Annotated in this window: 25 protein-coding genes; 15 read left to right on the top strand and 10 right to left on the bottom strand. The window is 59.6% G+C overall.

From position 1 onward, the window contains the following. Positions 1–164: 164 nt before the first annotated feature. Together ACA073_RS18250 and ACA073_RS18255 are read right to left on the bottom strand one after the other, a co-directional pair. The gene (locus ACA073_RS18250; RefSeq protein WP_497398375.1) at positions 165–959 is read right to left on the bottom strand and encodes a substrate-binding periplasmic protein; all 795 of its coding nucleotides are present in this window, start codon (positions 957–959) and stop codon (positions 165–167) included. 89 nt (positions 960–1,048) lie between these two features. Then, entirely contained in the window at positions 1,049–1,675 is a 627-nt protein-coding gene (locus tag ACA073_RS18255) for a TetR/AcrR family transcriptional regulator (protein ID WP_497398377.1), read from the bottom strand. Between the two features lie 175 nt (positions 1,676–1,850). On the opposite strand from ACA073_RS18255, the gene ACA073_RS18260 reads away from it, so the two are divergent. From ACA073_RS18260 to ppnP, 8 genes are all read left to right on the top strand, one after another. Further along, positions 1,851–3,641: an acyclic terpene utilization AtuA family protein gene (locus ACA073_RS18260; protein ID WP_497398379.1), complete on the top strand. Its 1,791-nt coding sequence runs from the start codon at positions 1,851–1,853 to the stop codon at positions 3,639–3,641. A 12-nt stretch (positions 3,642–3,653) separates the two neighbouring features. Beyond that, positions 3,654–4,538, top strand: coding sequence for an SDR family oxidoreductase (locus tag ACA073_RS18265; RefSeq protein WP_497398381.1), 885 nt, complete (start codon positions 3,654–3,656; stop codon positions 4,536–4,538). 3 nt (positions 4,539–4,541) lie between these two features. Next, positions 4,542–6,158, top strand: a complete 1,617-nt coding sequence (gene atuC, locus ACA073_RS18270) for a geranyl-CoA carboxylase subunit beta (RefSeq protein WP_497398383.1) — start codon at positions 4,542–4,544, stop codon at positions 6,156–6,158. A gap of 24 nt (positions 6,159–6,182) precedes the next feature. After that, the gene (gene atuD, locus ACA073_RS18275; RefSeq protein ID WP_497398385.1) at positions 6,183–7,340 is read left to right on the top strand and encodes a citronellyl-CoA dehydrogenase; all 1,158 of its coding nucleotides are present in this window, start codon (positions 6,183–6,185) and stop codon (positions 7,338–7,340) included. Further along, a complete protein-coding gene (locus ACA073_RS18280) occupies positions 7,337–8,134 on the top strand; it encodes an enoyl-CoA hydratase/isomerase family protein (RefSeq protein ID WP_497398387.1) in 798 nt (265 codons plus the stop codon). The genes atuD and ACA073_RS18280 overlap by 4 nt, the downstream gene beginning before the upstream one ends. Positions 8,135–8,242: 108 nt before the next feature. Further along, complete coding sequence (locus tag ACA073_RS18285; RefSeq protein WP_497398389.1) at positions 8,243–10,204, top strand: acetyl/propionyl/methylcrotonyl-CoA carboxylase subunit alpha; 1,962 nt, start codon at positions 8,243–8,245, stop codon at positions 10,202–10,204. A 71-nt stretch (positions 10,205–10,275) separates the two neighbouring features. Continuing rightward, positions 10,276–10,818, top strand: coding sequence for a 3'-5' exonuclease (locus tag ACA073_RS18290; protein ID WP_497398391.1), 543 nt, complete (start codon positions 10,276–10,278; stop codon positions 10,816–10,818). A 69-nt stretch (positions 10,819–10,887) separates the two neighbouring features. After that, positions 10,888–11,172, top strand: coding sequence for a pyrimidine/purine nucleoside phosphorylase (gene ppnP / locus ACA073_RS18295; RefSeq protein ID WP_497398393.1), 285 nt, complete (start codon positions 10,888–10,890; stop codon positions 11,170–11,172). Positions 11,173–11,243: 71 nt separating this feature from the next. Here the strand turns inward: ppnP and ACA073_RS18300 are convergent, their stop codons facing one another. Next, a complete protein-coding gene (locus ACA073_RS18300) occupies positions 11,244–12,050 on the bottom strand; it encodes an MOSC domain-containing protein (protein ID WP_497398395.1) in 807 nt (268 codons plus the stop codon). Positions 12,051–12,235: 185 nt separating this feature from the next. Continuing rightward, positions 12,236–13,171, bottom strand: a complete 936-nt coding sequence (locus ACA073_RS18305) for a chemotaxis protein CheV (RefSeq protein WP_008030297.1) — start codon at positions 13,169–13,171, stop codon at positions 12,236–12,238. A gap of 464 nt (positions 13,172–13,635) precedes the next feature. Between ACA073_RS18305 and ACA073_RS18310 the strand changes: the two genes are divergently transcribed. The 3 genes from ACA073_RS18310 to ACA073_RS18320 all read left to right on the top strand — a co-directional run bounded on the left by ACA073_RS18310 (position 13,636) and on the right by ACA073_RS18320 (position 15,995). After that, entirely contained in the window at positions 13,636–14,106 is a 471-nt protein-coding gene (locus tag ACA073_RS18310; RefSeq protein ID WP_497398397.1) for a hypothetical protein, read from the top strand. A gap of 339 nt (positions 14,107–14,445) precedes the next feature. Beyond that, positions 14,446–15,339 carry a sensor histidine kinase gene (locus ACA073_RS18315; protein WP_497404140.1) on the top strand — a complete coding sequence of 298 codons (894 nt, stop codon included), beginning with the start codon at positions 14,446–14,448 and terminating at the stop codon, positions 15,337–15,339. Continuing rightward, positions 15,336–15,995 carry a response regulator gene (locus tag ACA073_RS18320; protein WP_497398399.1) on the top strand — a complete coding sequence of 220 codons (660 nt, stop codon included), beginning with the start codon at positions 15,336–15,338 and terminating at the stop codon, positions 15,993–15,995. The genes ACA073_RS18315 and ACA073_RS18320 overlap by 4 nt, the downstream gene beginning before the upstream one ends. Here the strand turns inward: ACA073_RS18320 and yegS are convergent. Beyond that, the gene (gene yegS / locus ACA073_RS18325) at positions 15,979–16,896 is read right to left on the bottom strand and encodes a lipid kinase YegS (protein ID WP_497404141.1); all 918 of its coding nucleotides are present in this window, start codon (positions 16,894–16,896) and stop codon (positions 15,979–15,981) included. The genes ACA073_RS18320 and yegS overlap by 17 nt on opposite strands. Positions 16,897–17,122: 226 nt before the next feature. Between yegS and ACA073_RS18330 the strand changes: the two genes are divergently transcribed. Beyond that, complete coding sequence (locus tag ACA073_RS18330) at positions 17,123–17,431, top strand: hypothetical protein (RefSeq protein WP_497398401.1); 309 nt, start codon at positions 17,123–17,125, stop codon at positions 17,429–17,431. Between the two features lie 66 nt (positions 17,432–17,497). On the opposite strand, the gene ACA073_RS18335 is transcribed toward ACA073_RS18330, so the two are convergent. Then, entirely contained in the window at positions 17,498–18,685 is a 1,188-nt protein-coding gene (locus ACA073_RS18335; RefSeq protein WP_497398403.1) for a molybdopterin molybdotransferase MoeA, read from the bottom strand. Between the two features lie 22 nt (positions 18,686–18,707). Beyond that, entirely contained in the window at positions 18,708–19,247 is a 540-nt protein-coding gene (moaB, locus tag ACA073_RS18340; protein ID WP_461953826.1) for a molybdenum cofactor biosynthesis protein B, read from the bottom strand. Positions 19,248–19,328: 81 nt separating this feature from the next. Here moaB and mobA point away from each other — a divergent pair, with 81 nt between their 5' ends. Together mobA and ACA073_RS18350 are read left to right on the top strand one after the other, a co-directional pair. Beyond that, positions 19,329–19,931, top strand: a complete 603-nt coding sequence (gene mobA / locus ACA073_RS18345) for a molybdenum cofactor guanylyltransferase MobA (RefSeq protein ID WP_497398405.1) — start codon at positions 19,329–19,331, stop codon at positions 19,929–19,931. A gap of 78 nt (positions 19,932–20,009) precedes the next feature. Further along, complete coding sequence (locus ACA073_RS18350; RefSeq protein ID WP_461953824.1) at positions 20,010–20,231, top strand: YgdI/YgdR family lipoprotein; 222 nt, start codon at positions 20,010–20,012, stop codon at positions 20,229–20,231. Positions 20,232–20,302: 71 nt separating this feature from the next. Here the strand turns inward: ACA073_RS18350 and ACA073_RS18355 are convergent, their stop codons facing one another. The 3 genes from ACA073_RS18355 to ACA073_RS18365 all read right to left on the bottom strand — a co-directional run bounded on the left by ACA073_RS18355 (position 20,303) and on the right by ACA073_RS18365 (position 21,984). Then, complete coding sequence (locus ACA073_RS18355) at positions 20,303–21,193, bottom strand: pseudouridine synthase (protein ID WP_497398407.1); 891 nt, start codon at positions 21,191–21,193, stop codon at positions 20,303–20,305. Between the two features lie 71 nt (positions 21,194–21,264). After that, positions 21,265–21,585, bottom strand: coding sequence for a transcriptional regulator (locus ACA073_RS18360; protein ID WP_497398409.1), 321 nt, complete (start codon positions 21,583–21,585; stop codon positions 21,265–21,267). 150 nt (positions 21,586–21,735) lie between these two features. Next, positions 21,736–21,984, bottom strand: coding sequence for a glutaredoxin family protein (locus ACA073_RS18365; protein WP_497398411.1), 249 nt, complete (start codon positions 21,982–21,984; stop codon positions 21,736–21,738). Positions 21,985–22,186: 202 nt separating this feature from the next. Between ACA073_RS18365 and ACA073_RS18370 the strand changes: the two genes are divergently transcribed. Next, positions 22,187–23,899, top strand: coding sequence for a cation:proton antiporter (locus ACA073_RS18370; RefSeq protein WP_497398413.1), 1,713 nt, complete (start codon positions 22,187–22,189; stop codon positions 23,897–23,899).

Raw genomic sequence — 23,899 nt, forward strand, 5'->3', positions numbered from 1 at the left:
TTTTCTGAATGAGGTGCCAACCATCAACGGGTCCAGCACTGAAAAGTCATCTAACCGTGAGCTCATTCGAACGTCTACTGTCATAACTGACAGTGTGATCACCTGAAAGCAGGAATTACGACGAATGGGTGACGGCTTCTTTCATGGAGTGGAAGCTTTCTCCGTCAATCCTGGTGAACCGGCACCACCGCGATCTTGTAAGGGTCGAAAATCTTCAGCATCTGGCCGTTGTCGCGCAATCCTTGCAGCAACTTGCCGAATGCCTCGCCTTTGATCGGTGCCTCGGGACGAAGAATGGCGTAGTGGTGATAGACCTGATCGATGCGCTGGGACACCAGCAACTGGTCAGCGACTTTCTCGTTGCGCAGCAGGTAATCGCTCAGGTAAGAGCGTGTCACCAGGGCAATGTCGGCACGCCCGCGCAGCACCATCAGCAGGTTGCTGTCGTGGGAATAGGTCAGCGTGGCGTTGTAGTTTTGTGCGAGGACTTTCGGGTCGGCATTGAAATTGGCGAATTCATAGTGATAGCCGCTGAACAACGCCAGCCGCTTGCCGGTGAGGTCGGCAAAATAGTTCTGCTGACGATTCGGTTCACGTTGTGCGACAAAAATCTCGGCGTCCTCCAGACCCATGTCGACGCTGGTGTGGGGAATGTCCTTCCAGCCCCAGCCCGGGTTCTCGAAAATTGCCATGTCCACCCGCCCCTGCTTGAAGTCACCGAAGCGTCGCGGAATGGAAGTCGGCACCAGCACGAACTGATAGTCGTTTTGCAACGCATTGAGCGCTTCGACCAGCTGCGGCAACAGACCGGTGTCGGCACCGGATTCCGGGCGCACGGTATAAGGCGGGAAATGCGCGGCACCGACCCGCACCAGCTGCGCAGCCGGGGACGGCAATACCCACAACGCCGCAAGCGCCGCCAGCAAAAGCCGCGAGGCCATCCGAATTGGCGAAGACATCAAACTACTCACTCCCCAAAAAATACGCATCAATCCATTCAAGCTAGGCGGTTTCGGCCACTTAGCCAGTTTTCTGCAGTCCTGCGCCACTATTGTTCTTCTTCCAGCACCAGAATCAACGCCTCATCGGCCAATTGATCGAGGTTCATGCTGCCGTCCGCGCGATACCAGGTCGTGGTCCAGGACAGCGCACCGGTCAGAAAACGGCGGGTGATGAACACGTCCCCGCGGATGAATCCCGCGTCCTTGGCTTCCCCCAGCACCTTCAGCCAGATGTCTTCATAGATGTCGCGCAGTGCCAGGACCCTTGCCTGGCCGTCTTCGGACAACGAACGCCATTCATACACCAGCACCGCCATGGCCTCGCCGCTGCCGCCCATGATCGACTGCAATTCGCAGCGAATCAACGCCAGCACGCGCTCGCGCACGTTATCGGCTTCGGCGATCGCGGCACGCATCAACGCGGTGTTGTAGCGAATGGTTTCCTCCATCACCGCCCGCAGGATCTCGTCCTTGCTTTTGAAGTGATGAAAAATGCTCCCCGACTGTATGCCCACTGCGCCGGCCAGATCGCGTACCGTGGTGCGCTCGAAGCCTTTATTGCGAAAAAGGTGAGCCGCGAATTGCAGCAGTTTGCCACGGGCGCTGTCCGGATCGGTCAACTGGCCGCTGTCAACCAGTTCGCGCATGACCTTCAGGGCTTTTTGCTCGTCCACCCGTTCTCTCCTACAGTCCTATTCACCGCTAAAACAGCGGGGTTGCGCGGGCAATTTAAGCTGACAATGGCAACCAAGCAAGCGCTCGGGCCGAAGATATTTCAGTCGTTTACAAACCAAGCGCTTGCTTGGTAGTCTCGATACGCATCTGTCGGAGGTGGCTATGGAAAGGGCTGTGCCTGGAACGATTCGCATCGGTTGCGCCAGCGCCTTCTGGGGCGACACCTCGACCGCCGCCGCGCAACTGGTGGAAGGCGGGCATCTGGACTACCTGGTATTCGATTATCTGGCCGAGATCACGATGTCGATCATGGCCGGTGCGCGGATGAAAGACCCACAGGCCGGCTACGCCAGCGACTTCATCGAAGTCCTCAGCCCTCTGCTGGGGCCACTCGCCGAACAGAAAATCCGCGTCATCAGTAACGCGGGTGGCGTCAATCCACACGCCTGCGCCGCCGCGCTGCAAGCGGCTTGCGACACGGCCGGCGTGTCGCTGAAGATTGCCGTGCTGCTGGGCGATGATCTGCAACCGCAGTTCAAACAGCTGAGCAGCCGCGGCCTCCACGAAATGTTCAGCGGCGCCCCTTTGCCGCCGATGTGCGTTTCCACCAACGCCTACCTCGGCGCGCCGGGCATTGTCGAAGCCTTGCGTCTGGGCGCGGACATCGTGATCACCGGGCGCGTGGTCGACAGCGCCGTGGTCAGTGCTGCGCTGGTGCATGAATTCGGCTGGTCCTGGCACGACTACGACAAACTTGCTCAAGCCGCCCTGGCCGGCCACATCATCGAATGCGGCGCCCAGTGCACCGGCGGCAATTTCACCGACTGGCGCGACGTGCCCGATTACGAACACATTGGTTTTCCCATCGTCGAAGTCAGCGCCGATGGCCAGTTCATTGTCAGCAAACCCGAAGGCTCCGGGGGCCTGGTTACGCCCCTCACCGTCGGCGAACAAATGCTCTATGAAATCGGCAACCCGCAGGCTTATCTCTTGCCCGACGTGGTTTGCGATTTCACTCAGGTCAAACTTCAGCAACAAGGCAGGAACGCGGTTCGGGTGCACGGCGCCAAAGGTTTGCCGCCGACCGGTCAGTACAAGGTCAGTGCCACGTATCCGGACGGTTTCCGCTGCACCGCCAGTTGCCTGATCGCCGGGATCGATGCGGTCGACAAGGCCCGTCGTGTCAGCGAAGCGATCATCAACAAGACCTCGGAAATGTTCAGCCAGCGCGGCTGGGCGCCCTACAGCGAAGTCAATATTGAACTGCTCGGCAGCGAGGCGACCTACGGCCCGCATGGCCAGCGTCAGGACAGTCGCGAAGTGGTGATCAAACTCGCCGTGCGCCACCCGAACAAGCAGGCGTTGATCGTGTTCTCGCGGGAAATCGCCCAGGCCGCCACCGGCATGGCACCGGGGCTGACCGGGATCGTCGGCGGGCGGCCGACGGTGTATCCGCTGATCCGGCTGTTCTCGTTCCTCATCGACAAAAGCGCCTGCACGCTGGACATTGATCTGAACGGTCAGCGTCACCCGTGCGCCCTGCCCGCCCTCGACGCGCTCGTCACCGCGGACCTGCCAGTGCCGTTCGACCCACCGAAACCCACGGGTCGCGCCGATGCCAGCGTTGCGCTGATCAAACTGGCGGTCGCGCGCTCCGGTGACAAGGGCAATCACAGCAACATCGGGGTCATGGCCCGCGAGCCGGAGTACCTGCCGTGGATCGCCGAAGCCTTGACCCCGGAAGTGATCGTCGACTGGATGAGCCACGTGCTCGACCCGGTTCACGGCCGCGTCGAGCGCTGGTATCTGCCCACGACCCACAGCCTTAATTTTCTGCTGGAAAACGCCCTGGGCGGGGGCGGCGTGGCCAGTCTGCGGATCGATCCGCAAGGCAAAGCCTTTGCCCAACAACTGCTGGACATCCAGATTCCGGTGCCTCAGCGCATCGCCGACCAGGTCAACTAGAGGATTGCCGCCGTGGCCTACGATTCGATTTTCAAAGCCGATCTGTTTGCCGGCCAAAACATCATCGTCACCGGTGGCGGCAGCGGCATCGGCCGTTGCACCGCTCATGAACTGGCGGCGCTCGGTGCCCATGTGCTGTTGATAGGGCGCAATGCCGACAAACTGAAATCCGTGACTGCCGAAATTGTCGAGGATGGCGGCAAGGCCGATTGGCAGACCTGCGATATTCGCGACGAAGACGCAGTCATGCATCTGGTCAGCGAACTGATCCGCAAGCACGGCCCGATCCACGGACTGGTCAACAATGCCGGCGGCCAATTCCCTTCGTCGCTGGCCTCGATCAATCAGAAGGGTTTCGAAACCGTGATGCGCACCAATCTGGTGGGCGGTTTCCTGATGGCCCGGGAAGTCTTCAACCAATCCATGAGCCAACACGGCGGCGCCATCGTCAACATGCTCGCCGACATGTGGGGCGGCATGCCCGGCATGGGCCACTCGGGCGCGGCGCGCTCGGGCATGGACAACCTGACCAAGACCGCTGCGTTCGAATGGGGTTACGCGGGGGTGCGGGTCAACGCGGTGGCGCCGGGCTGGATCGCTTCCAGCGGCATGGACACTTACGAAGGCGCGTTCAAAGCGGTGATTCCGACCTTGCGCGAACACGTGCCACTGAAACGCATCGGCACCGAATCGGAAGTCAGTGCGGCGATCGTTTTCCTGCTCAGCCCGGCTGCGGCGTTTGTCAGTGGCAGCACCTTGCGCATCGACGGTGCCGCCAGCCTTGGCGGTCGGGCATGGCCGATCCACAAGGCGACGAACAGTGAGTCGTACAACGGTTTCCACCGCGCCTATTTACCAGAAGTGCTTAGACCCGAAGTGCTCAAGGACAAGGAATAAGTCATGCCGGTGATTCAGTCGCAAGTCGACCCGTTGAGCGAACAGTTCGCCCAGAACCGTGCAGCGATGCTGGCCGGTATCGAGCAGGTTCGGCAGCTTGAACAAAACCTGCTGAACAAAGCGGCCGAAGCCAAACCCAAGTTTGACAAGCGCGGGCAATTGCTGCCCCGTGAGCGCCTTAACCTGTTGCTCGACCCCGGTGCGCCGTTCCTTGAACTGGCAAGCCTGGCCGGCTACAAATTGCATGACGACAAAGACGGCAGCTCGGCGGGCGGCGGCTTGATCGCCGGGATCGGTTATGTGTCCGGCGTTCGAGTGTTGGTCGTAGCGAACAACAGCGCGATCAAGGGCGGGACCATTTCTCCCAGTGGCTTGAAAAAGTCCCTGCGCCTGCAACAGATCGCCATGGAAAACAAACTGCCGGTGATCACCCTCGCCGAAAGCGGTGGCGCCAACCTTAATTACGCAGCGGAGATTTTCGTCGAAGGCGCACGCTGCTTTGCCAATCAGGCGCGGCTGTCGGCGATGGGCTTGCCACAGATCACCGTGGTCCATGGCTCGGCCACGGCAGGCGGCGCGTATCAGCCTGGACTGTCGGATTACGTGGTGGTGGTGCGTGGCAAAGCCAAGCTGTTTCTCGCCGGTCCGCCCTTGCTCAAGGCTGCCACCGGCGAGGTCGCCACCGATGAAGAACTGGGCGGCGCCGAGATGCATGCGCAAACCGCCGGCACCGCTGAATACCTGGCCGAGAACGATGCCGATGGCGTGCGTCAGGTGCGGGAGATTGTCAGGCTGTTGTCATGGAATGATCAGTTGTCCTGGTTACCCGAGCGCCAATGGGAAGAACCGTTGTACCCCATCGATGAACTGCTCGGGCTGATCCCGGATGACCCGAAAAAACCCTATGACGTGCGCGAAATCATCGCGCGAGTTGCCGACGGTTCGAACTTCCTCGAGTTCAAGAGTGAGTTCGATCAACAGACCGTCTGCGGTCATCTGCAGATTCAGGGTCGCGCGTGCGGGTTCATCGGCAACAACGGCCCGATCACGCCCAAAGGCGCAAGCAAGGCTGCACAGTTCATTCAGCTGTGCGACCAGAGCCGGACGCCGCTGCTGTTCTTCCACAACACCACCGGGTTCATGGTCGGCACCGAGTCGGAGCAACAAGGCGTGATCAAGCACGGCGCCAAGATGATCCAGGCGGTGGCCAATGCCCGGGTGCCGAAACTGACGATCGTTGTCGGTGGCTCTTATGGCGCCGGCAACTATGCGATGTGCGGCCGCGGCCTCGACCCGCGCTTCATCTTCGCCTGGCCCAACAGCCGCACTGCGGTGATGGGCGGTGCTCAGGCCGGCAAGGTCCTGCGGATCGTCACCGAGGCCAAACAGCTCAAGGACGGCCTGGTGCCTGACCCGAAAATGCTCGACATGCTGGAGCAGGTCACCGCGCAGAAACTCGACAGCCAGTCCACCGCGCTGTATGGCAGCGCCAATCTGTGGGACGACGGTTTGATTGATCCCCGGGATACCCGGACCTTGCTCGGTTACTTGCTGGACATCTGTCATGAGGCCGACGTGCGGCCACTGCAAACCAACAGTTATGGCGTAGCCCGGTTCTGAACCGGCCAGAGGAGAACAATAAAAATGATCTTCACCCAGGAACACGAAGCACTGCGCCGCACCGTTCACCAATTCGTCGAGCACGAGATCAACCCGCACGTCGGGGAATGGGAAAAGGCCGGGCGTTTTCCGATCCACGACATCTTCCGCAAGGCCGGTGAACTCGGCTTGCTGGGGATTTCCAAACCGGAAAAATTTGGCGGCATGGGGCTCGACTACAGCTATTCGATCGTCGCCGCCGAAGAGTTCGGCACCATCCATTGCGGCGGGATCCCGATGTCCATCGGCGTGCAGACTGACATGTGCACGCCAGCGCTGGCGCGTTTCGGTTCCGATGAACTGCGTGAAGAGTTCCTGCGACCGGCGATTAGCGGCGAACAGGTCGGTTGCATCGGCGTGTCGGAAGTCGGTGCCGGTTCCGACGTGGCCGGCTTGAAAACCACCGCCCGCAAGGACGGCGATGACTACGTGATCAACGGCAGCAAGATGTGGATCACCAACTCGCCGAGCGCCGATTTCATCTGCCTGCTGGCCAACACCTCGGACGACAAGCCGCACATCAACAAGTCGCTGATCATGGTGCCGATGAACACCCCCGGCATCAGCCTCAGCTCGCACCTGGACAAGCTCGGCATGCGCAGCTCGGAAACCGCCCAGGTGTTTTTCGACAACGTGCGCGTACCGCAACGCAACCGCATCGGTCATGAAGGCGCGGGGTTCATGATGCAGATGCTGCAATTCCAGGAGGAGCGTCTGTTCGGCGCCGCGAACATGATCAAGGGCCTGGAATACTGCATCGACAGCACCATCGAGTACTGCAAGGAACGCAAAACCTTTGGCAATGCACTGATCGACAATCAGGTCATTCACTTCCGCCTCGCCGAGCTGCAAACCGAAATCGAATGCCTGCGGGCACTGGTCTATCAGGCTACCGAGCAATACATCAAAGGTCAGGACGTCACGCGTCTGGCGTCGATGGCCAAACTCAAGGCCGGGCGCCTGGGCCGCGAAGTCAGCGACAGCTGCCTGCAATATTGGGGCGGCATGGGCTTCATGTGGGACAACCCGGTGGCCCGTGCCTACCGCGACGTGCGACTGGTATCGATTGGCGGCGGCGCCGACGAAATCATGCTGGGGATCATCTGCAAACTCATGGGCATCCTGCCGGGGAAAAAGAAATGAGCACCCTGCCGGTTTGCCAGACGTTATTGCTCGAACCGCATAACGGCGTGTTGCACATCACCCTCAACCGCCCGGAAAGCCGCAATGCCATGAGCTTGCAGATGGTCGCCGATTTGCGTTCGGTGCTGTCGGCAGTGCGCGATGACCGTGAGATTCGGGCCCTGGTCATTGGCGGTGCCGGCGGGCACTTCTGCGCCGGTGGCGACATCAAGGACATGGCCAATGCCCGTGCTCAAGGACCGTCGGCCTACCGCGATCTGAACCGGGCGTTTGGCGCGCTGTTGCAGGAAGTGCAACACGCGCCGCAAGTGGTGATCACGGTGCTGCAAGGCGCGGTGCTCGGCGGTGGTCTGGGGCTGGCGTGCGTCAGCGATGTCGCCCTGGCGGATCATCAGGCGCAATTCGGTTTGCCGGAAACCAGCCTCGGCTTGCTGCCCGCGCAGATCGCGCCGTTCGTGGTTCAGCGCATCGGTTTGACCCAGGCTCGACGGCTGGCACTCACCGCGGCGCGATTCGATGGCACACAGGCACGGCGCATCGGGCTGGTGCATTTTGTCGAGCATGACGCACAAGCGCTGGCCGAGCGTCTCGATGAAATTCTGGCCCATGTGCTGTGCTGCGCACCGGAGGCGAATGCGACGACCAAAAAGCTGTTGCTGGCGAGTGCAGGACAGCCGTCGGACGCGTTGCTGGATGAGGCGGCCGGGTGGTTCAGTGAGGCAGTGACCGGGCCGGAAGGCGTCGAGGGCACGATGGCTTTTGTGCAGAAGCGTAAACCGGGGTGGGCCATTTAATAGCTTCGCGGGCAAGCCTCGCTCCTACAGTCACCACCGTACCTGTAGGAGCGAGGCTTGCCCGCGAAAGGCCCTCAAATTCACCGAACAACCTGAGCGAAGCCCCTCATGCCCACCCTAAAAAAAATCCTCATCGCCAACCGCGGTGAAATCGCCTGTCGCATCCAGCGCACCGCCCAGGCATTGGGCTACCGTACCGTCGCCGTGTTCAGCGACGCAGATGCTGACGCGCTGCACGTACAGATCGCCGACGAAGCCGTCAACATCGGCCCGGCCCCGGTGCAACAATCCTATCTGAACATCCCGGCCATCCTCGACGCCGCCCGCCGCACCGGTGCCGACGCGATCCACCCCGGCTACGGTTTCCTCTCGGAAAACGCCGAGTTCGCCCGTGCCTGCCGAGACGTCGGCATGACCTTTATCGGCCCCAGCCCCGAAGCCATCGAACTGATGGGCAGCAAGCGCCTGTCGAAACTCGCCATGCTCGAAGCCGGTGTGCCGTGTATCAAAGGTTATCAGGGCGCCGGGCAGGATGATGCGACGCTGAGCCGCGAAGCCGAACGCATCGGCTTTCCGCTGATGATCAAGGCCAGTGCCGGCGGTGGCGGACGGGGCATGCGTCTGGTGCACGAGGTCAGTGATTTGCTGGCGCAGATCCGCACCGCACGCTCCGAAGCGCTGCATGGGTTTGGCAGCGATGAGCTGATCCTCGAACAAGCGTTGATCGACCCGCGGCACGTCGAGGTTCAACTGTTCGGCGACCACCAGGGCAACCTGATCTACCTCGGCGAACGCGACTGTTCGATCCAGCGCCGCCACCAGAAAGTCATCGAGGAAGCGCCCTGCCCGGTCATGACCGCCGAACTGCGTCAGGCCATGGGTGAAGCAGCGCTCAAGGCCGGTCGCGCGGTGAACTACGTCGGCGCTGGCACCGTGGAATTTCTGCTGGATGCGCGCGGACAGTTTTACTTTCTGGAAATGAACACCCGGTTGCAGGTGGAACACCCGGTAACGGAACTGATCACCGGCCTCGATCTGGTGGCCTGGCAACTGCACGTCGCCGAAGGGCTGCCGTTGCCGTTGCGCCAGGAGCAGGTGCAACTCACCGGCCATGCCATGGAAGTGCGCTTGTATGCCGAAGACCCGACCCGGGGGTTTCTGCCACAAACCGGGCGGATAACAGCCTGGGAACCGGCATCGCAGGGCGGTGTACGGATCGATCATGGCTTGATCGAAGGTCAGAACGTCAGCCCGTTCTACGACCCGCTGCTGGGCAAGATCATCGCCCACGGCGCCACCCGTGAAGAGGCCCGGCGCAAGTTGCTGCGAGCGGTGCAGGACAGCGTGCTGCTGGGCCTGGCGAGTAATCAGCGCCTGCTTGCCAGCCTGCTGGAGCATTCGCAATTCATCCGCGGCGAGTTCAACACCGGGTTCATCCCGACGTATTTTGCCGACCATCCCTGCCTGCACCCTCACGTACCCAGCGCCGAAGAACTGGCGATCGCTGCTGCGCTGTTCTACCAGGCTTCAGCGCTGGCTCATCCCGCCGCGCTCGCCGGTTGGCGCAATAACGCCAGTGTGCCGCTGCACTATCGCATCGGCCAGGAGGATCAGGACTGGCCGGTACAATTGAACGCGGTGCCGGGCGAACCGTACCGGATTCAAGTCGCCGGGCAGGCCTTCGAACTGAGCGTCATCCAGTGCGACGGACGCTGGGCCACCCTGGACATCGAAGGCATCCGCCAGCGTCATGCCTACCGTCTCGACGCCGGGCAACTCTGGCTCTTCACCCGTCCCGGAAGTCTGCGGCTGAAGGATTGCACACAGGCACTGGTCAGCAGCGAGGCCAGCGCCAGCTCCGGCACGCTCAAGGCACCGATGGATGGCGCCATCGTCGATGTGCTGGTGACTGAGGGCAGCCCAGTGAGCAAAGGCCAGCTACTGGTGGTGCTGGAAGCCATGAAAATGGAGCATCCGCTGAAATCAGGCATCGACGGCGTACTCAAGCGCTTGCAGGTCAGGGTCGGCGACCAGGTGAAAAATCGTCAGATTTTGTTGGAGGTCGAATAACCCGCTAGGCGGATCCGCCGGGTTTGGCTACGCTCAAGCCCTATCAGGATGCGGATACCAGGAACCCTGCAATGCCTCACTGGCTGGTGATAGATCTGGAAGCCACCACCGATGAAGGGGGTTGGCCGGTTACGGAAATGGAAATCATCGAAATCGGTGCCACGCTGGTGGACCGCCAAGGTCGGGAGCTGGATCATTTCCAGCGCTTCGTGCGCCCGTTGCGCCGGCCCCTGCTCACGCCGTTTTGCCGGGAGCTGACCCGCATCACACAGGCCAATATCGACAGCGCACAGCCGCTGACCGAGGTCTGGCCGGCCTTCGAGCGCTGGCTCGGCCAGCATCATTCGCGGCTGGAAGGCTGGGCCAGTTGGGGCGATTACGACCGTAAACAACTGCTCCAGGAATGGCAGCGCCTGCAACTCGACAGCCAACTGAGCCGCGTGCCGCACATGAACCTCAAGCAGCGCTTTGCCAAGGCCCGACGCCTGGAACGCCCGCTGGGGCTCAACGGTGCGCTGCAACTGGCGGGCATGCAGTTCACCGGCCAGCAGCACCGGGCGCTCGAGGATGCGCGCAATACAGCGCGTCTGTTACCGCTGGTTCTGCCCTTCTAGAGAGGTGACGCCGCCAAGAGCCTTGTGCATACTGGCCGGCCCTTTTTAGCCCTTTTCGAGGAATCGCCCATGTTTAAAGTCAACGAGTACTTCGACGGCACCGTCAAGTCGATCGCCTTTGGCACCGCTGAAGGTCCGGCGACCATCGGCGTCATGGCTCCGGGCGAATACGAATTCGGCACCAGCCAGCGTGAAATCATGCACGTGGTGACCGGCGCCCTGACCGTCAAACTGCCGGACAGCACCGACTGGGAAACCTTCACCGCTGGCAGCCAGTTCAACGTGCCTGCCAACAGCAAGTTCCAGCTGAAAGTGGCCGTCGACACCGCTTACCTGTGCGAATATCGCGGCTAAAACCCCGGGTTTTCACAGCGCAAAAAAAATGCCCGTGTTCAAGGACACGGGCATTTTTCATTCTGAGGCGTTTATTCCAGGATCGTGACCGGCATGCCGACTTCAAGCTGGCCATTGCCATCGTTGACCAGATTCTGACCGAACATCGCGCCCTCTGCCTGAGCACGGTATTTCTGCAAGGTCGCGAGCGGTTCACGATCATCGCTGCGTTCGCCGGTTTGCGGATCGATGGTGGTCAGAATGCAGCGCGAACACGGCTTGACCACGCGGAACTCGACATCGCCGATGCGGATACGCTTCCAGCCATCCTCGGCGTACGCCTCACTGCCCTCGATGACCAGATTCGGTCGAAAGCGCAGCATCTCCAGCGTGCGGCCGACTTTCAGCGACAAGTCTTCAAGAGACGCCTGCCCGATCAGCAATAACGGGAAACCATCGGCGAAGGCCACCTGATCGTCATCCTTTCCGTACCCCGCCTGTGTGGAGCGAGCGCGATCCAGCGGTACTTGCACAAGGCGTGTCGGTTTGCCGATGAATTCACTGACCCAGGTCCCCGCCTCGTCACCGGCATCGGGTACGCGCAGACTGTCTTTGAAAATCGTCACACCGCGTAGTTCAGCGTCGCTGGCGGGCAAGGCAATATCGATCGGCGAGTGGCCTGGAGCGCTGAGGGTCAAGCCACCGCCAGCGTTCCACAACGCCGACAACTGACTCATCTGCCCCACCACACGCTGGGTAAGAAAGCGCCCGCTGGCCTCGTCCACCAGCATCCAGCGTCGATCTCCGTCCAGACCCAGTTTGTCGAGGCCGACCTGTTGCAAAGGCTCGCCCTTGCAGGATTTCAACGGAAAACGATAAAGCGCGCTCAGACGCAGCATGGCCAGCTCCCTGGTAGGCAAAACGCCACCCTATACGAGCTTGCTCATTGAATCAAAGATCAAAATCCTCTGTAGGAGCGAGCTTGCTCGCGATGGTCGTTAACGATGACGCGCCCTCTCTGACTAAACGCGGTGCTTTCAAGACCATCGCGAGCAAGCTCGCACCTACAAGGACTGTAGCGTGATCAGGCTGGCACTTCGTCGAGCATCAAACGCTGGCGCACCACGTCGACCAGTTTGTCCGGCTGGAATTTGGAGAGGAAGTTGTCGCAACCGACCTTCTTCACCATCGAGTCGTTGAAGCTGCCGGACAGCGACGTGTGCAGCACGACGTAAAGTCCGCGCAGACGCGGATCGTTACGGATCTCGGTGGTCAGCCGATAGCCGTCCATTTCCGGCATTTCTGCATCGGTGAAGATCATCAGCAGTTTGTCGGTCATGTTCACACCGGTATCGGCCCAGCCCTTGAGCATGTTCAGCGCTTTCAAGCCGTCGCTGGCGATGTGCATCTTCACGCCCAACTGGCCGAGGGTGTCGCGCAATTGCGAAAGCGCCACATTGGAGTCGTCCACCAGCAGCACTTCGCGGCCACGGGCGCGTTCCAGTACCGGATCGTCGAGCTTGTCGCGGGACACCTTGGCGTTGTACGGGACGATTTCGGCCAGGACTTTCTCGACGTCGATGATTTCCACCAACTGATCGTCGACCTTGCTGATGGCGGTCAGGTAATGCTGACGACCGGCGCTGGTCGGCGGCGGCAGAATGGCTTCCCAGTTCATGTTGACGATGCGGTCCACGCCGCCGACCAGGAACGCCTGCACCGAACGGTTGTACTCGGTGACGATGATTGTACTGGTCGGGCTCGGCACCAGCGGACGCATGCCGATGGCCTGGGACAGGTCAATCACCGGCAACGTCTGGCCACGCAGGTTGACCACACCGCAGACAAACGGATGGCGCTGGGGCATCAAGGTCAGCTTCGGCAGCTGCAACACTTCCTGTACCTTGAAAACGTTGATCGCGAACAATTGCCGCCCAGCCAGCCGGAACATGAGAATCTCCAGGCGATTCTCACCCACCAGTTGCGTGCGTTGGTCTACCGTGTCGAGAATGCCGGCCATCAATGACTCCTGGGCTTGTTCTTATGAATTCACTAAAAAGGGTTATCGGCCGCTTTTTCCGGACCTTGACCCCCGTACAAAATGCCACGCGCAGGCATTGATGTCACATTAACATCATGTTTTACTGGCCCACCTCGATTTCATCTGCTTCAATCCCTGCGGCGCGACCACGGTCGGCACGACAGGTTCCCGTGCGTAAGGGATTCCCCTAGTAACAATCAGGCCCAACCTGATATTCGCGATATCCAATAGCCATTAATGTGACGCCATTCTCATTGCATGAACGGAGTCAGGCTTTTGTGTGCGATCGCAGGTCAGTGGCCATCCACCCTCTCGAACTCCCTCGTCCGCATCCGGGCCGGCCGGAGCGCGATCTCACAACGGGACTGCAACGCCGGGCCCCTGATCGTCCTCGCCGACACACACGACATTCCCTCATTTGACATGACGTTGTGGAGATAAGCATGCCGAACGACCGTAAAGAGTGGGCCCAGCGGCTCCCGGAATTTCTCGTCGAGGCTGAAACGCTCCTGGCCAAATCCGAGGAATGCCTGAGTCATTTGCAACTGATCAACAACGACAAGGACGCCATCGACTGCATGATGAGCACCCTGCTCAAACTGGCCAGCAAGGCCGATGCCCTCGCGCTGCTCGCGGTTTCGGAGTTTTCGCTGCACATTCATGGCCTGCTCAATCATGCCCAGAATCATGTAGACCTGCATGATCAGGCGCTGAGCGCGCTGAAAGACTGTTTCACCTTGATGGCGTGGCAGCTCGAACTGATCGATCAAAACACCGGCCAGCTCAGCCTGGATGACAGCGAACAGACATCGCTGATCGAGGCCTTTGCCTTTCAGGTCGGACAAAGCCGGTTTCAGCCACCCGCACATTCAAAACCGTTCAGGCTCGTTTCTTTTTCGGAACGCCAAGCTTAATTTTCCTGATAACTATGCGATGGCTCGTATTCTTATTGTCATGAAGCACTCTGTAACTTGAGCACGCTCATGTCGCAATTGAATACTTCATATCTGTTAACGACAACCCAATACAAATAACCCTCCCCTGCCAGCAAACTTTTCCATTGTGGAACTGATGCCCAGATCCTTTATTTCCTGACTGTACGGACATATATACCGAACGCGACCAACGGTATCTTAAGTGGTATTATGCCGACCATTAGTTGACGTCAATTAATGGCAGAGTGAGTCAGACAGAGACCCGTCAGTCAAAATGACCGGTCTGCCCGCAGCGAACATCCATTGGCTCCATCCGCTATGTACGCCAGCCTCAAGTCAATCACCATATGGCCACCCTCCCGAGAAAACGCGCGCCGGTTCACGCTGTTGCTGTGCACCTGCTCGGCGCTCGGCAGTCTGGCAATCTATTGCCTGTCCACTCGACTGCCACTAAGTCTGCTGCTGCTCAATATTGCGGCGCTGGCTTGCGTCCTGGTGCAGCATTGCCTCTCGCGCAAGTCTATAAAGTTCGAACCCCAGGAGCTGGCCGACCGATTACTGAAGGTTCAGGAAAACGAACGTCACCGGCTCAGTCGGGAACTGCATGACGATATCGGCCAGTTACTGACCGCGGCAAAACTTCAAAGTGAATGGCTCAAACGCCGTATGCCCGAAGAGCTGCAAGATCAATGCGCGACGCTCTGCGACACGCTGGAAGAAACCCTGACCAAAGTTCGTGATGTATCGGCCATTCTCAATCCCAGGCAGCTGACCAGCCTTGGGCTGGAAGCGAGCCTGCGTGCGCACTTGCTCAAGACACTGAGCAATACGCCGGTGCACTGGAGCCTGGAGTGCCATTCACGATTGACCGGTATACCGGAAGAAATGGCCGTGGCGGCCTTCCGAATCACCCAGGAAGCGGTGACCAATATATTGCGCCATGCCGAAGCGAAAAATCTGTTGGTACGCCTGCAACGCCAGCCTCAAGGCCTGACGCTGTTGATCAGCGATGACGGCCTGGGTTTCGCGCCGGCGACAGATCCCGGCCGTGAGGGACAACGTGGAATGGCCGGGATGTCGGAACGGATCGACCAGTTGGGCGGCACCCTGCGCGTGACCAGCGAGCCGGGTAAAGGCACTCAAATCGAAGCTCTTTTCCCGTGGGCGCCACGTGCGCTGGAACGGGCCAGTACGAATAAGGTTATGCATTGACTTGTAACTTACTTCTGGTGGATGACCACTCGCTGATCAGGGCTGGCGTGCGCGCTCTGGTGCTGGATATTCCCGGCTACGCGGTAATCGGTGAAGCCAATGACGGCTCGCAGTTGCTCGAGATGGTCAAGCTACTGTCCCCGGACATCGTGCTGCTGGATATTTCCATGAAGGAAACCGGAGGCCTTGAAGCCTTGCAGCAACTCAAGCGAGTACGCCCGCAAAGCAAAGTGCTGATCCTTTCGATGCACACCGACCCGGCGCTCATCATGCAGGCACTGGAATCCGGCGCCCACGGCTACCTGCTCAAGGACACAACGGCCACCGAACTTGAACATGCGCTGGAGGCCCTGCGCAATAACGAGCGCTACCTGAGCCCGGCCATTGCCCATACCGTTATCAACCAGGCGCTGACCCGGAACCAGAAGCACCAGCCGGAACCCGCCGACTCGCACAACCTGACAGCGCGCCAGCTGGAAATCCTGCGGCTGATTGTTCGCGGAAAATCCACCCGGGAAATCGCCAACGGCCTGGCCCTTAGCATCAAGACGGTTGAAACCCATCGCTCGCAGATCATGAAACGCTTGCAGATCTACGATGTGGCAGGCCTGGTCCTGTTCGCCGTGCGTGAGCAAATCATCAGCCTGGACGATTGATCGCTGCCGGAACACTCAGCAGCGGCGAATTCTCGGGCAAATGCACCCGCAGTGCCGCCCGGCGCGCCGTGAAGCGCAGGCTCTCACCTTCCAGCGGTTCGCCATCAAGGTTGATGAAGAGGCCTTCCGACACCTTGATCTCGACCCATGGCAAGCGGGCGCGCACAAACATGCTGTCGATACCGAAGCCATCGGCGAGCAAGCTTTTCAAGGTCCCGACCACTTCCTGTGGTGCAGGCAGAATGCTGATATCCAGCAGACCGTCATCTGCCAGTGCGTGCGGGCACAGCACATGACCACCGCCCGCCTGTCGGCCGTTGCCGATGCCCAATGCCAGCAGCTCGCCACTCCACTGAAAATCCGGGCCATGCAGCTCACCATAGGCTGCATGCAACTCGCTGAAGCGTGACAAGCCGGTGAACAGATAAGCCGCGCTCCCCAGCACTTTTTTCAAGTCTTCCGAGGTGTTCGCCGTGACCTGGCTACCGAAACCGCCCGTGGCCATGTTCAGGAATACCTGTCCTCCGACCTCGCCCAGATCAATGGCACGCGGTTCGGCGTCCAGAAGATTCAAGGCTTGAGCGGGTTCCAGAGGCACACCGGCAGCGCGGGCGAAATCGTTGGCGGTGCCCAATGGCATCAACACCAGACTGGTCTGCGTCGAATGCGCCGCCATGGCCTCGGCAATATCGCGCAACGTCCCGTCACCACCGCCGGCGATGAGTTGCGTATAGCCTGCCGCCAGCGCTTCATCGACCAATCGCTGTGCGTCGCCGGCCTCCCAGGTCAGTCGAACAGCCAACTCCCAGCCCTGTGCGCGCCGTTCTTCGACGGCTGCCCGGACTTCCTCGTTGAGCGCTTGCTTGCCGTGCAGGATCAACAGTGCCTTGCGTTCGCCCATTGTGATCACTCCCATGATTGAATTCCGTTTGGGAAATGTGACCCCGTTGGGCCCTATAAAAGTCGAAAAAAAATGAATTATTTCAAGTCGAGCGGCATTGAGGTCCTACAAGGCGGGATTTTTTCTTACAAAACCTGAGGAATCGGCTCAATTGACCCCCCACTCTGATTGGTACAACTTGACGGTACGGTTTATCAGTCTTCAGCAGGAACTACAGGGACGTATCATGCAAAGCCATGACATCAGGTTACCGGTTACTCCGGTCACACCGCTCGCAGAAAGGCGGGCCAGCTATCAAGCCGAATTCAATAAATGCGCAAAACCCACTGGAGAAGTTGAAATGGAACCTCGTGTCGTTGAGCTGGAAACGCACCTCAAGTACATCCGTAGAGACATGGAAGAAGTCCGGGGTGACGTCAAATCCATCAAACACAGACTCGCCTACTCAGCCGGCGGCACAGCCGTGGTTCTCGGACTTCTGGGATGGATCGCCAACAGCCGTTTTGACCAGTTGGTGGCACTTCTCGCTCGATAAGAGGACGCCATAATCGCAAAACCCGGCTCGATGAACCGGGTTTGTGTGACAGGTGTGCGGCAGGGATCAGCCCAGGACTTCGCTCAGCGGGATGAAGCCTACGCTGTCACCTTCCACCAGCGTGCAATCTTCCCGCACTTCGACCAGACCATCGGCCCACGCAGCGCTGCGCAGCACACCCGAGCTCTGATTCTTGTAAATGATTGCCCGGCCGTTCTCCATACGTCCTCGCAAGTACTCGCGTCGATTGCCTGCCTTGGGCCAGACAAATCCTGCCGGCACTCGCACCTTCAAGGGTTCAACGTCTTTTACACCCTGACGGCGCAAGAGATAGGGCCTCGCCAACAAGGCAAAGGTCACCAGGGTCGACGCCGGGTTACCGGGCAACCCGATCACCGGTACCCCACGAAAGTGTCCGAACGTCAGCGGCTTGCCCGGTTTGATCGCGAGTTTCCACAACGTGAGCTCGCCCTCTTCCCGCAGGGCAATGCCCAGAAAATCGGCTTCACCTACCGATACGCCACCGGTCGACAGTATCAGGTCGACATCCTTTAACTCGCCGAGGCGAGCACGAGTCGTCTCAAGGTTATCTGGAAGAATGCCGGCGTCGATCACTTCACAGCCCAAACGCTGCAACCAGCTGCAGAGCAACACTCGGTTGCTGTTGTAGATCTGGCCCGGCCCCAGCGCCTGACCCGGCTCAACCAGTTCATCACCGGTGGAGAGTACCGCAACGCGCACCTTGCGAATCACATCCAGCTCGGCGCATCCCAGTGATGCAGCAAGCCCCTGCTCGATCGGCCCAAGGCGTGTGCCCGCAGCCAGAATCAGCTCGCCGACAGTGGCTTCCTGGCCTTGTGGCCGAATGTTTTGTCCTGACGTGAGGGCCTCGATGAAACGTACTCGCTCATCGGCCAGGACCTCGGCGTTTTCCTGCATCTCGACACAGTCGGCACCTTCTGGAACAGGCGCACCGGTAAAGATTCGCGCGCAGGTGCCGGGCTTCAAAGGTTGCGGAGCGTTACCTGCAAAAATCTTCTGGCTGACTGACAACGGCTCTCCCGTCCAGTCGGCCATGCGCAGGGCGTACCCGTCCATCGCACTGTTGGGCCACGGTGGCAGATCAAGTGTCGAGACCAGGTCGGCGGCCAACACCCGGCCTTGAACCTGCGCCAACGGCAAGCGTTCACGCTCGGTAATCGGCGTGGCTTCCGCCGTTTCCAGCAAGCGCGCCAGTGCCACCTCGACGGCCATCAGGCTGCCTGTCTTGCCTGGCTTACCCGCGGGATTCACAGGGAGCCGCCTGTTTCAGATGAGCAACGAAATTGCACGGTCGGTGCCGGGAATCCAGTTGCTCGGCAAGAATGCCATCCCAGCCTGTGCGCACGGCGTTGGTCGAGCCCGGCAAGCAGCACACCAGCGTGCCGTTGGCGAGTCCGGCAAGGGCACGGGATTGGACAGTGGAGGTGCCGATATCCGCCACCGATATCTGGCGGAACAGCTCACCAAAGCCGTCGACCTGCTTGTCCAGCAGGCAGCTCACCGCTTCGGGGGTGCTGTCGCGCCCCGTGAAGCCGGTGCCGCCGGTGATCAACACGACCTGCACGACATCGTCGGCAATCCAGTTGGCCACTTGCGCGCGAATTTTGTAGAGGTCATCTTTTAACAGAACCCGGAAGGCCAGATTATGTCCGGCAGCGCTCAAGCGGTCAACAAAGACCTGGCCTGACGTGTCGGTTTCCAGGGTACGGGTATCGCTGACCGTCAGCACCGCGATGTTGAGCGGCGCGAAAGGTACATCAGCCTTGGCGTTCATAGGCTCGTCCAGTTGTAGGAGAAACAGCCCGGTGTTATATCACAGCGCCCCCTTTTTTTGCCGCCCCCATGGAGACCTGCCATGACCCTGAATACACAGTTGTCACCCTGCTCCATTCTGCTCCTGGCAGGTGGTCGCGGCCAACGCATGGGCGGTCAGGACAAAGGGTTGATCGAGTGGCAGGGGGAGCCGCTGATTGCACATCTTCATCGCAAAACCCGCTCGCTGAGCGATGACCTGATCATCTCCTGCAACAGAAACCTGGAAAAGTACGCGCCCTACGCCGACCGGCTGGTCCATGACGACGAAGGTGACTTTCCGGGGCCCTTGGCCGGTATCTGTGCAGGCCTGAAGGCCGCTCGCCATGAATATATGATGGTGTTGCCGTGCGATGTACCGCGCATCGATGCCGCGCTGCTCCACAGCATGCGCGAAGCTGCCAGCCAGCACCCGGACAAACCCATGATGTTGCGTCATGGCGAGCACTGGGAACCGTTGCTCTGCATCATCCCCGTGGCCCTGAGCGAAGCGTTCGAAAGGGCCTGGCAGGACGGCGAACGCAGCCCGGGTCGCCTCATGCGCAAACTGGGCGCTACGGCCCTGCAATGCCCTGACAACGATCCTCGCCTGGCCAACCTCAATACTCCGGAACTGCTGAGCGCTCACAACACCGTGTCAGATTGACACTAGCCAAGGAACTTGCGCGCGTTGTATACGTCTGACGGTCAGTAACCAAAAGAATTCCTATTCGGAGACACACCCATGACACACCGGACCCTCGCCTCTTTCATGCTCGCACTGGGCCTCGCGACCCTTGCAGGTTGCTCCTCGCCTGCTGTGATCACCTTGAATGACGGTCGCGAAATCCAGGCCGTCGACTCGCCAAAATACGACGACGACTCTGGTTTCTATGAGTTCGAGCAACTGGACGGCAAGAAAACCCGCGTCAACAAGGATCAGGTTCGTACCGTTAAAGAGTTGTAACTTTTACGGCGATACCGGATACAGAAAAGCCCGCTGTGAACGCGGGCTTTTTCATGGCTGAAAAACGGCCATCACCATTGCAGGGTGATGGTGCTTTCAAAGTCTCTTTGCTCACCGGTAACCGGATCCACAAACCGCAGCCCCTGAGCCAGAAGCTTCAACGGGTTGGCATAGTCGTCTTCGACATCCTTGAGCACGTGCGGATAGAACGGATCATTGCAGATACTGGCGCCCAGGGCCGTCATGTGTACCCGCAGCTGATGCTTCTTGCCCGTCACCGGGTAAAGCCCGTAACGCCAGAGATCACCGTTCTTCTCCCTGACTTCGACAGCCGTCTCGGTATTGCTGACGCCCGGTCCTTCCTGCATGCGGAAGAAAGGCTCGCCATCGATGAGTCGACTCTTGTGAACCAGGGGAAAGGCCCGTTCAGGTAATGCCCTGGCAATGGCTTCGTAGCGTTTTTCGATCTGCCGCGCAGGAAACAACGACTGGTAGGCGGAACGGCTCTGGGGGTTGGCTGAAAACAGCACCAGCCCCGCCGTATGGCGGTCTATGCGATGCAAAGGCACGAGATGCGGGTTATCGAGTCGGCGGATCAACCTCCGTAGCAGCGTCTGCTCTACGTATTCGCCCGCCGGCGTCACTGGCAGAAAATGCGGTTTGTCTGCCACTACCAGATGCTCATCCGCATACAGAATCGACTCGATCACAGGGATCGGTTTTTCGTCCGGTACTTCCCGAAAGTAGTGAATTCGCAGACCTTCCTTGTAAGCAAGATCAAGGGCAATTGGCACGCCTTGCCCGTCCAGTACGCGGCCACGAGCAATTCTGTCCAGCCATTGTTCGCGACCGATGGCACTGAAGTGTTCACACAAGCAATCGAGCACGGTCTGCCACGGCCCAGGCGGCAAGTAGAGTGTGCTGGCCTGGTTGTGTGCAGCAGAAAAAGATGAAGTGGACATACGAACGCTCTAACCCTCAATACAGGGCGGCATTATCCAGCAGTGGCTGGAACGAACCTAGAAGAGAATCCTCAGGCCGGGATCGACTGCGTGCGCGCCGCCGCTTCGGTGAACTCCTTGAGCCAGCGCAATACATCGACCGCTTCCCAGCGCCCCGGATCATAAATTGCGTACAACAACCCCTGATAGCCCACGACATCCAGCTGCCGGTGATATCCCGCACGCTGGAAGAGTGCTTCGATTTCGGCGAAACAGGTATTGAAATGCAGCTTGTTGAACGGGGTTTTCCCTTCCGTGACCAGGCCGTCCAGACGCAATTCGATAACGGCGTCACGCACTACGTCCACCGACATCCGGTTCACGCTGCTCTTCAATTGTTCGACATTGACCACGACTCACCCCTCTTACGCTCGGCGTGCCCCTATCCGGATAACAGAAAGTGCAGGGGCAGGCTTTTTGAATAACTGTATGCGCATACAGTACCCGAACACGAAGACTTAAGCCAAGGGATCAGTCGTAAAGCTCGACCGTCGGGAAGATTGTCACAAAACCCGATCAGCGAGGAAATCCACCACCTGATCGGCACTGAACGGCCAACCCAGTTCAGCGCCGGTATCGACTCGCCTTAATACCGGAATACGCAGGCTGTAGGCTTCGAACCATGTTTCGTCGTCAGCGATATCTACCAGCTCCACCAGCAGACCGCGTTCGACGAACTCCATCAGCATGGCTTCCGCCACTTCACAGAGGTGGCACCCAAGGGTGCCGAACAGCTGACATTCAGGAAGCATGAGCGCTCAACCGAAAAATTAAGTGATTATTCTAGGCTTGCCCCGAAAAGCCGTCGAGCCATTGAATCGTCGGCTGGAGCATGATCGGAGCGGTTGCGGTAAAACCCTGACGCACATCAGTCGCCCGGAATGTCTTTTACGCGATGCTCACGGCTTTTTTGCCTCTACGCTTGAGTAGCCAGCGCTTGTCATCGGAGTTTTCGTGTTCGCCAACCTGCTGATCATTCTCGCCTCCTCCCTGGTGGTGATTGCATTGTTCCAGCGCCTGCGCCTGCCACCGGTGCTGGGCTACCTGTGCGTGGGGCTGATGATCGGCCCGACGGCATTCAACTGGATCAATGAAAGTGAAGAGTTGCCCGACCTCGCCGAACTCGGGGTGGTGTTCCTGCTGTTCTCCCTCGGGCTCGAATTTTCCCTGTCGAAAATGCTCGCATTGCGCAAAGTGGTGTTCAGGCTCGGCGGCCAGCAAGTGCTGGTCACCACGCTACTGCTGGGCAGTTTGCTGATGCTGTTCGGTATGCCGGTTACGCCCGCGCTGCTGCTTGGAGCCGGTCTGTCGCTGTCTTCCACTGCCATTGTCAGCAAGGAACTGGGCAGCCTCGGCGAGATTTTCAGCAGCCACGGCCAGAATGCCATCGCCGTATTGCTGTTCCAGGACGTCGTGGCTGTGTTGTTGTTAACCCTGGTGCCCGTGTTCGCCGGCAGCAGCGATCAGGCCTGGTATTGGGCACTGCCCGTGACACTGGGCAAGACCGTTGTGCTCTTTGTCGGCCTGCTGATGGCCAGTCGATGGTTGCTGCCACGGCTGTTCCATGAAGTGGCGGCGGCCCGTTCCGCGGAACTGTTTGTACTGTTGGCGCTGGTGATTGTTTTGCTGACGGCCTGGCTCACTCACCTGCTCGGACTCTCCCCTGCCCTGGGTGCCTTTCTCGCCGGCATGTTGTTGGGAGAAAGCCATTATCGACATCAGATCGAAGCCGACATCCGCCCGTTCCGCGACATTCTGCTCGGGGTGTTCTTCGTCAGCATTGGCATGCTCATCGACTTGCAGCTGTTCGTCAGCCACGGCTTGCTGATTTTCGGTCTGACCCTGGGGTTGCTGCTGATCAAGGGGTGCGTGGTCGCGCTGCTGGTCAAATGGCGCGGCAGTGATGTTGAAACTGCCTGGCGCAGCGGTCTGGCACTGGCTCAGGGCGGCGAGTTCTGCTTCGCGCTGATGGCGCTGATGCAACAGAACAAACTGATGCCCGCCGACCTCGGCGGGCTGCTGCTGGCCGCGACCTTCTGCTCGATGCTGCTAACGCCGTTGCTGCTGCGTGCTGCGCCCCGCATCGCAACTCGTCTGCACCGCAAGCCCAACGAAGAAGCCAAGCTCGAGGAAATAAGCGCGCTTAACGCCGGATTGCACAGCCATGTGGTGATCTGTGGCTACGGTCGCGTGGGTCAGTCGATCGGGCGAGCGCTGCGCAATGCGCTGCAGCCCTATATCGCGCTGGACACCGATCCGGTGCGTGTCCAGGAAGCCGCCGTGGGTGAAACCTGTGTGCACTATGGCGACTCACGGCGCGGTGAACTGCTGCTGGCGGTAGGGCTGGCGCGCGCCAGGCTGCTGGTGATTGCCGTGGACCAGGCCGATATCGCGTTACTGATTCTCAAGGAGGCGCGCCGATTAAACTCGACTGTTCCAATCCTGGTACGCACTCGGGACGACAACCAACTGGCCGAGTTGAAAGCCGCCGGCGCCAGCGAAGTCGTGCCCGAATTACTGGAGTCGAGCCTGATGCTCGCCTCCCACGCGTTGATCATGCTGGGTTTACCCGCGCATCAGGTCCAGGAGCGGGCCGACCAGATACGGCGTGACCGCTATCGCCTGCTGCACGGCTTTTATCCCGGCGCCAACGATGAAGAGAACTGA

The sequence above is a fragment of the Pseudomonas sp. LBUM1670 genome (assembly GCF_059695695.1).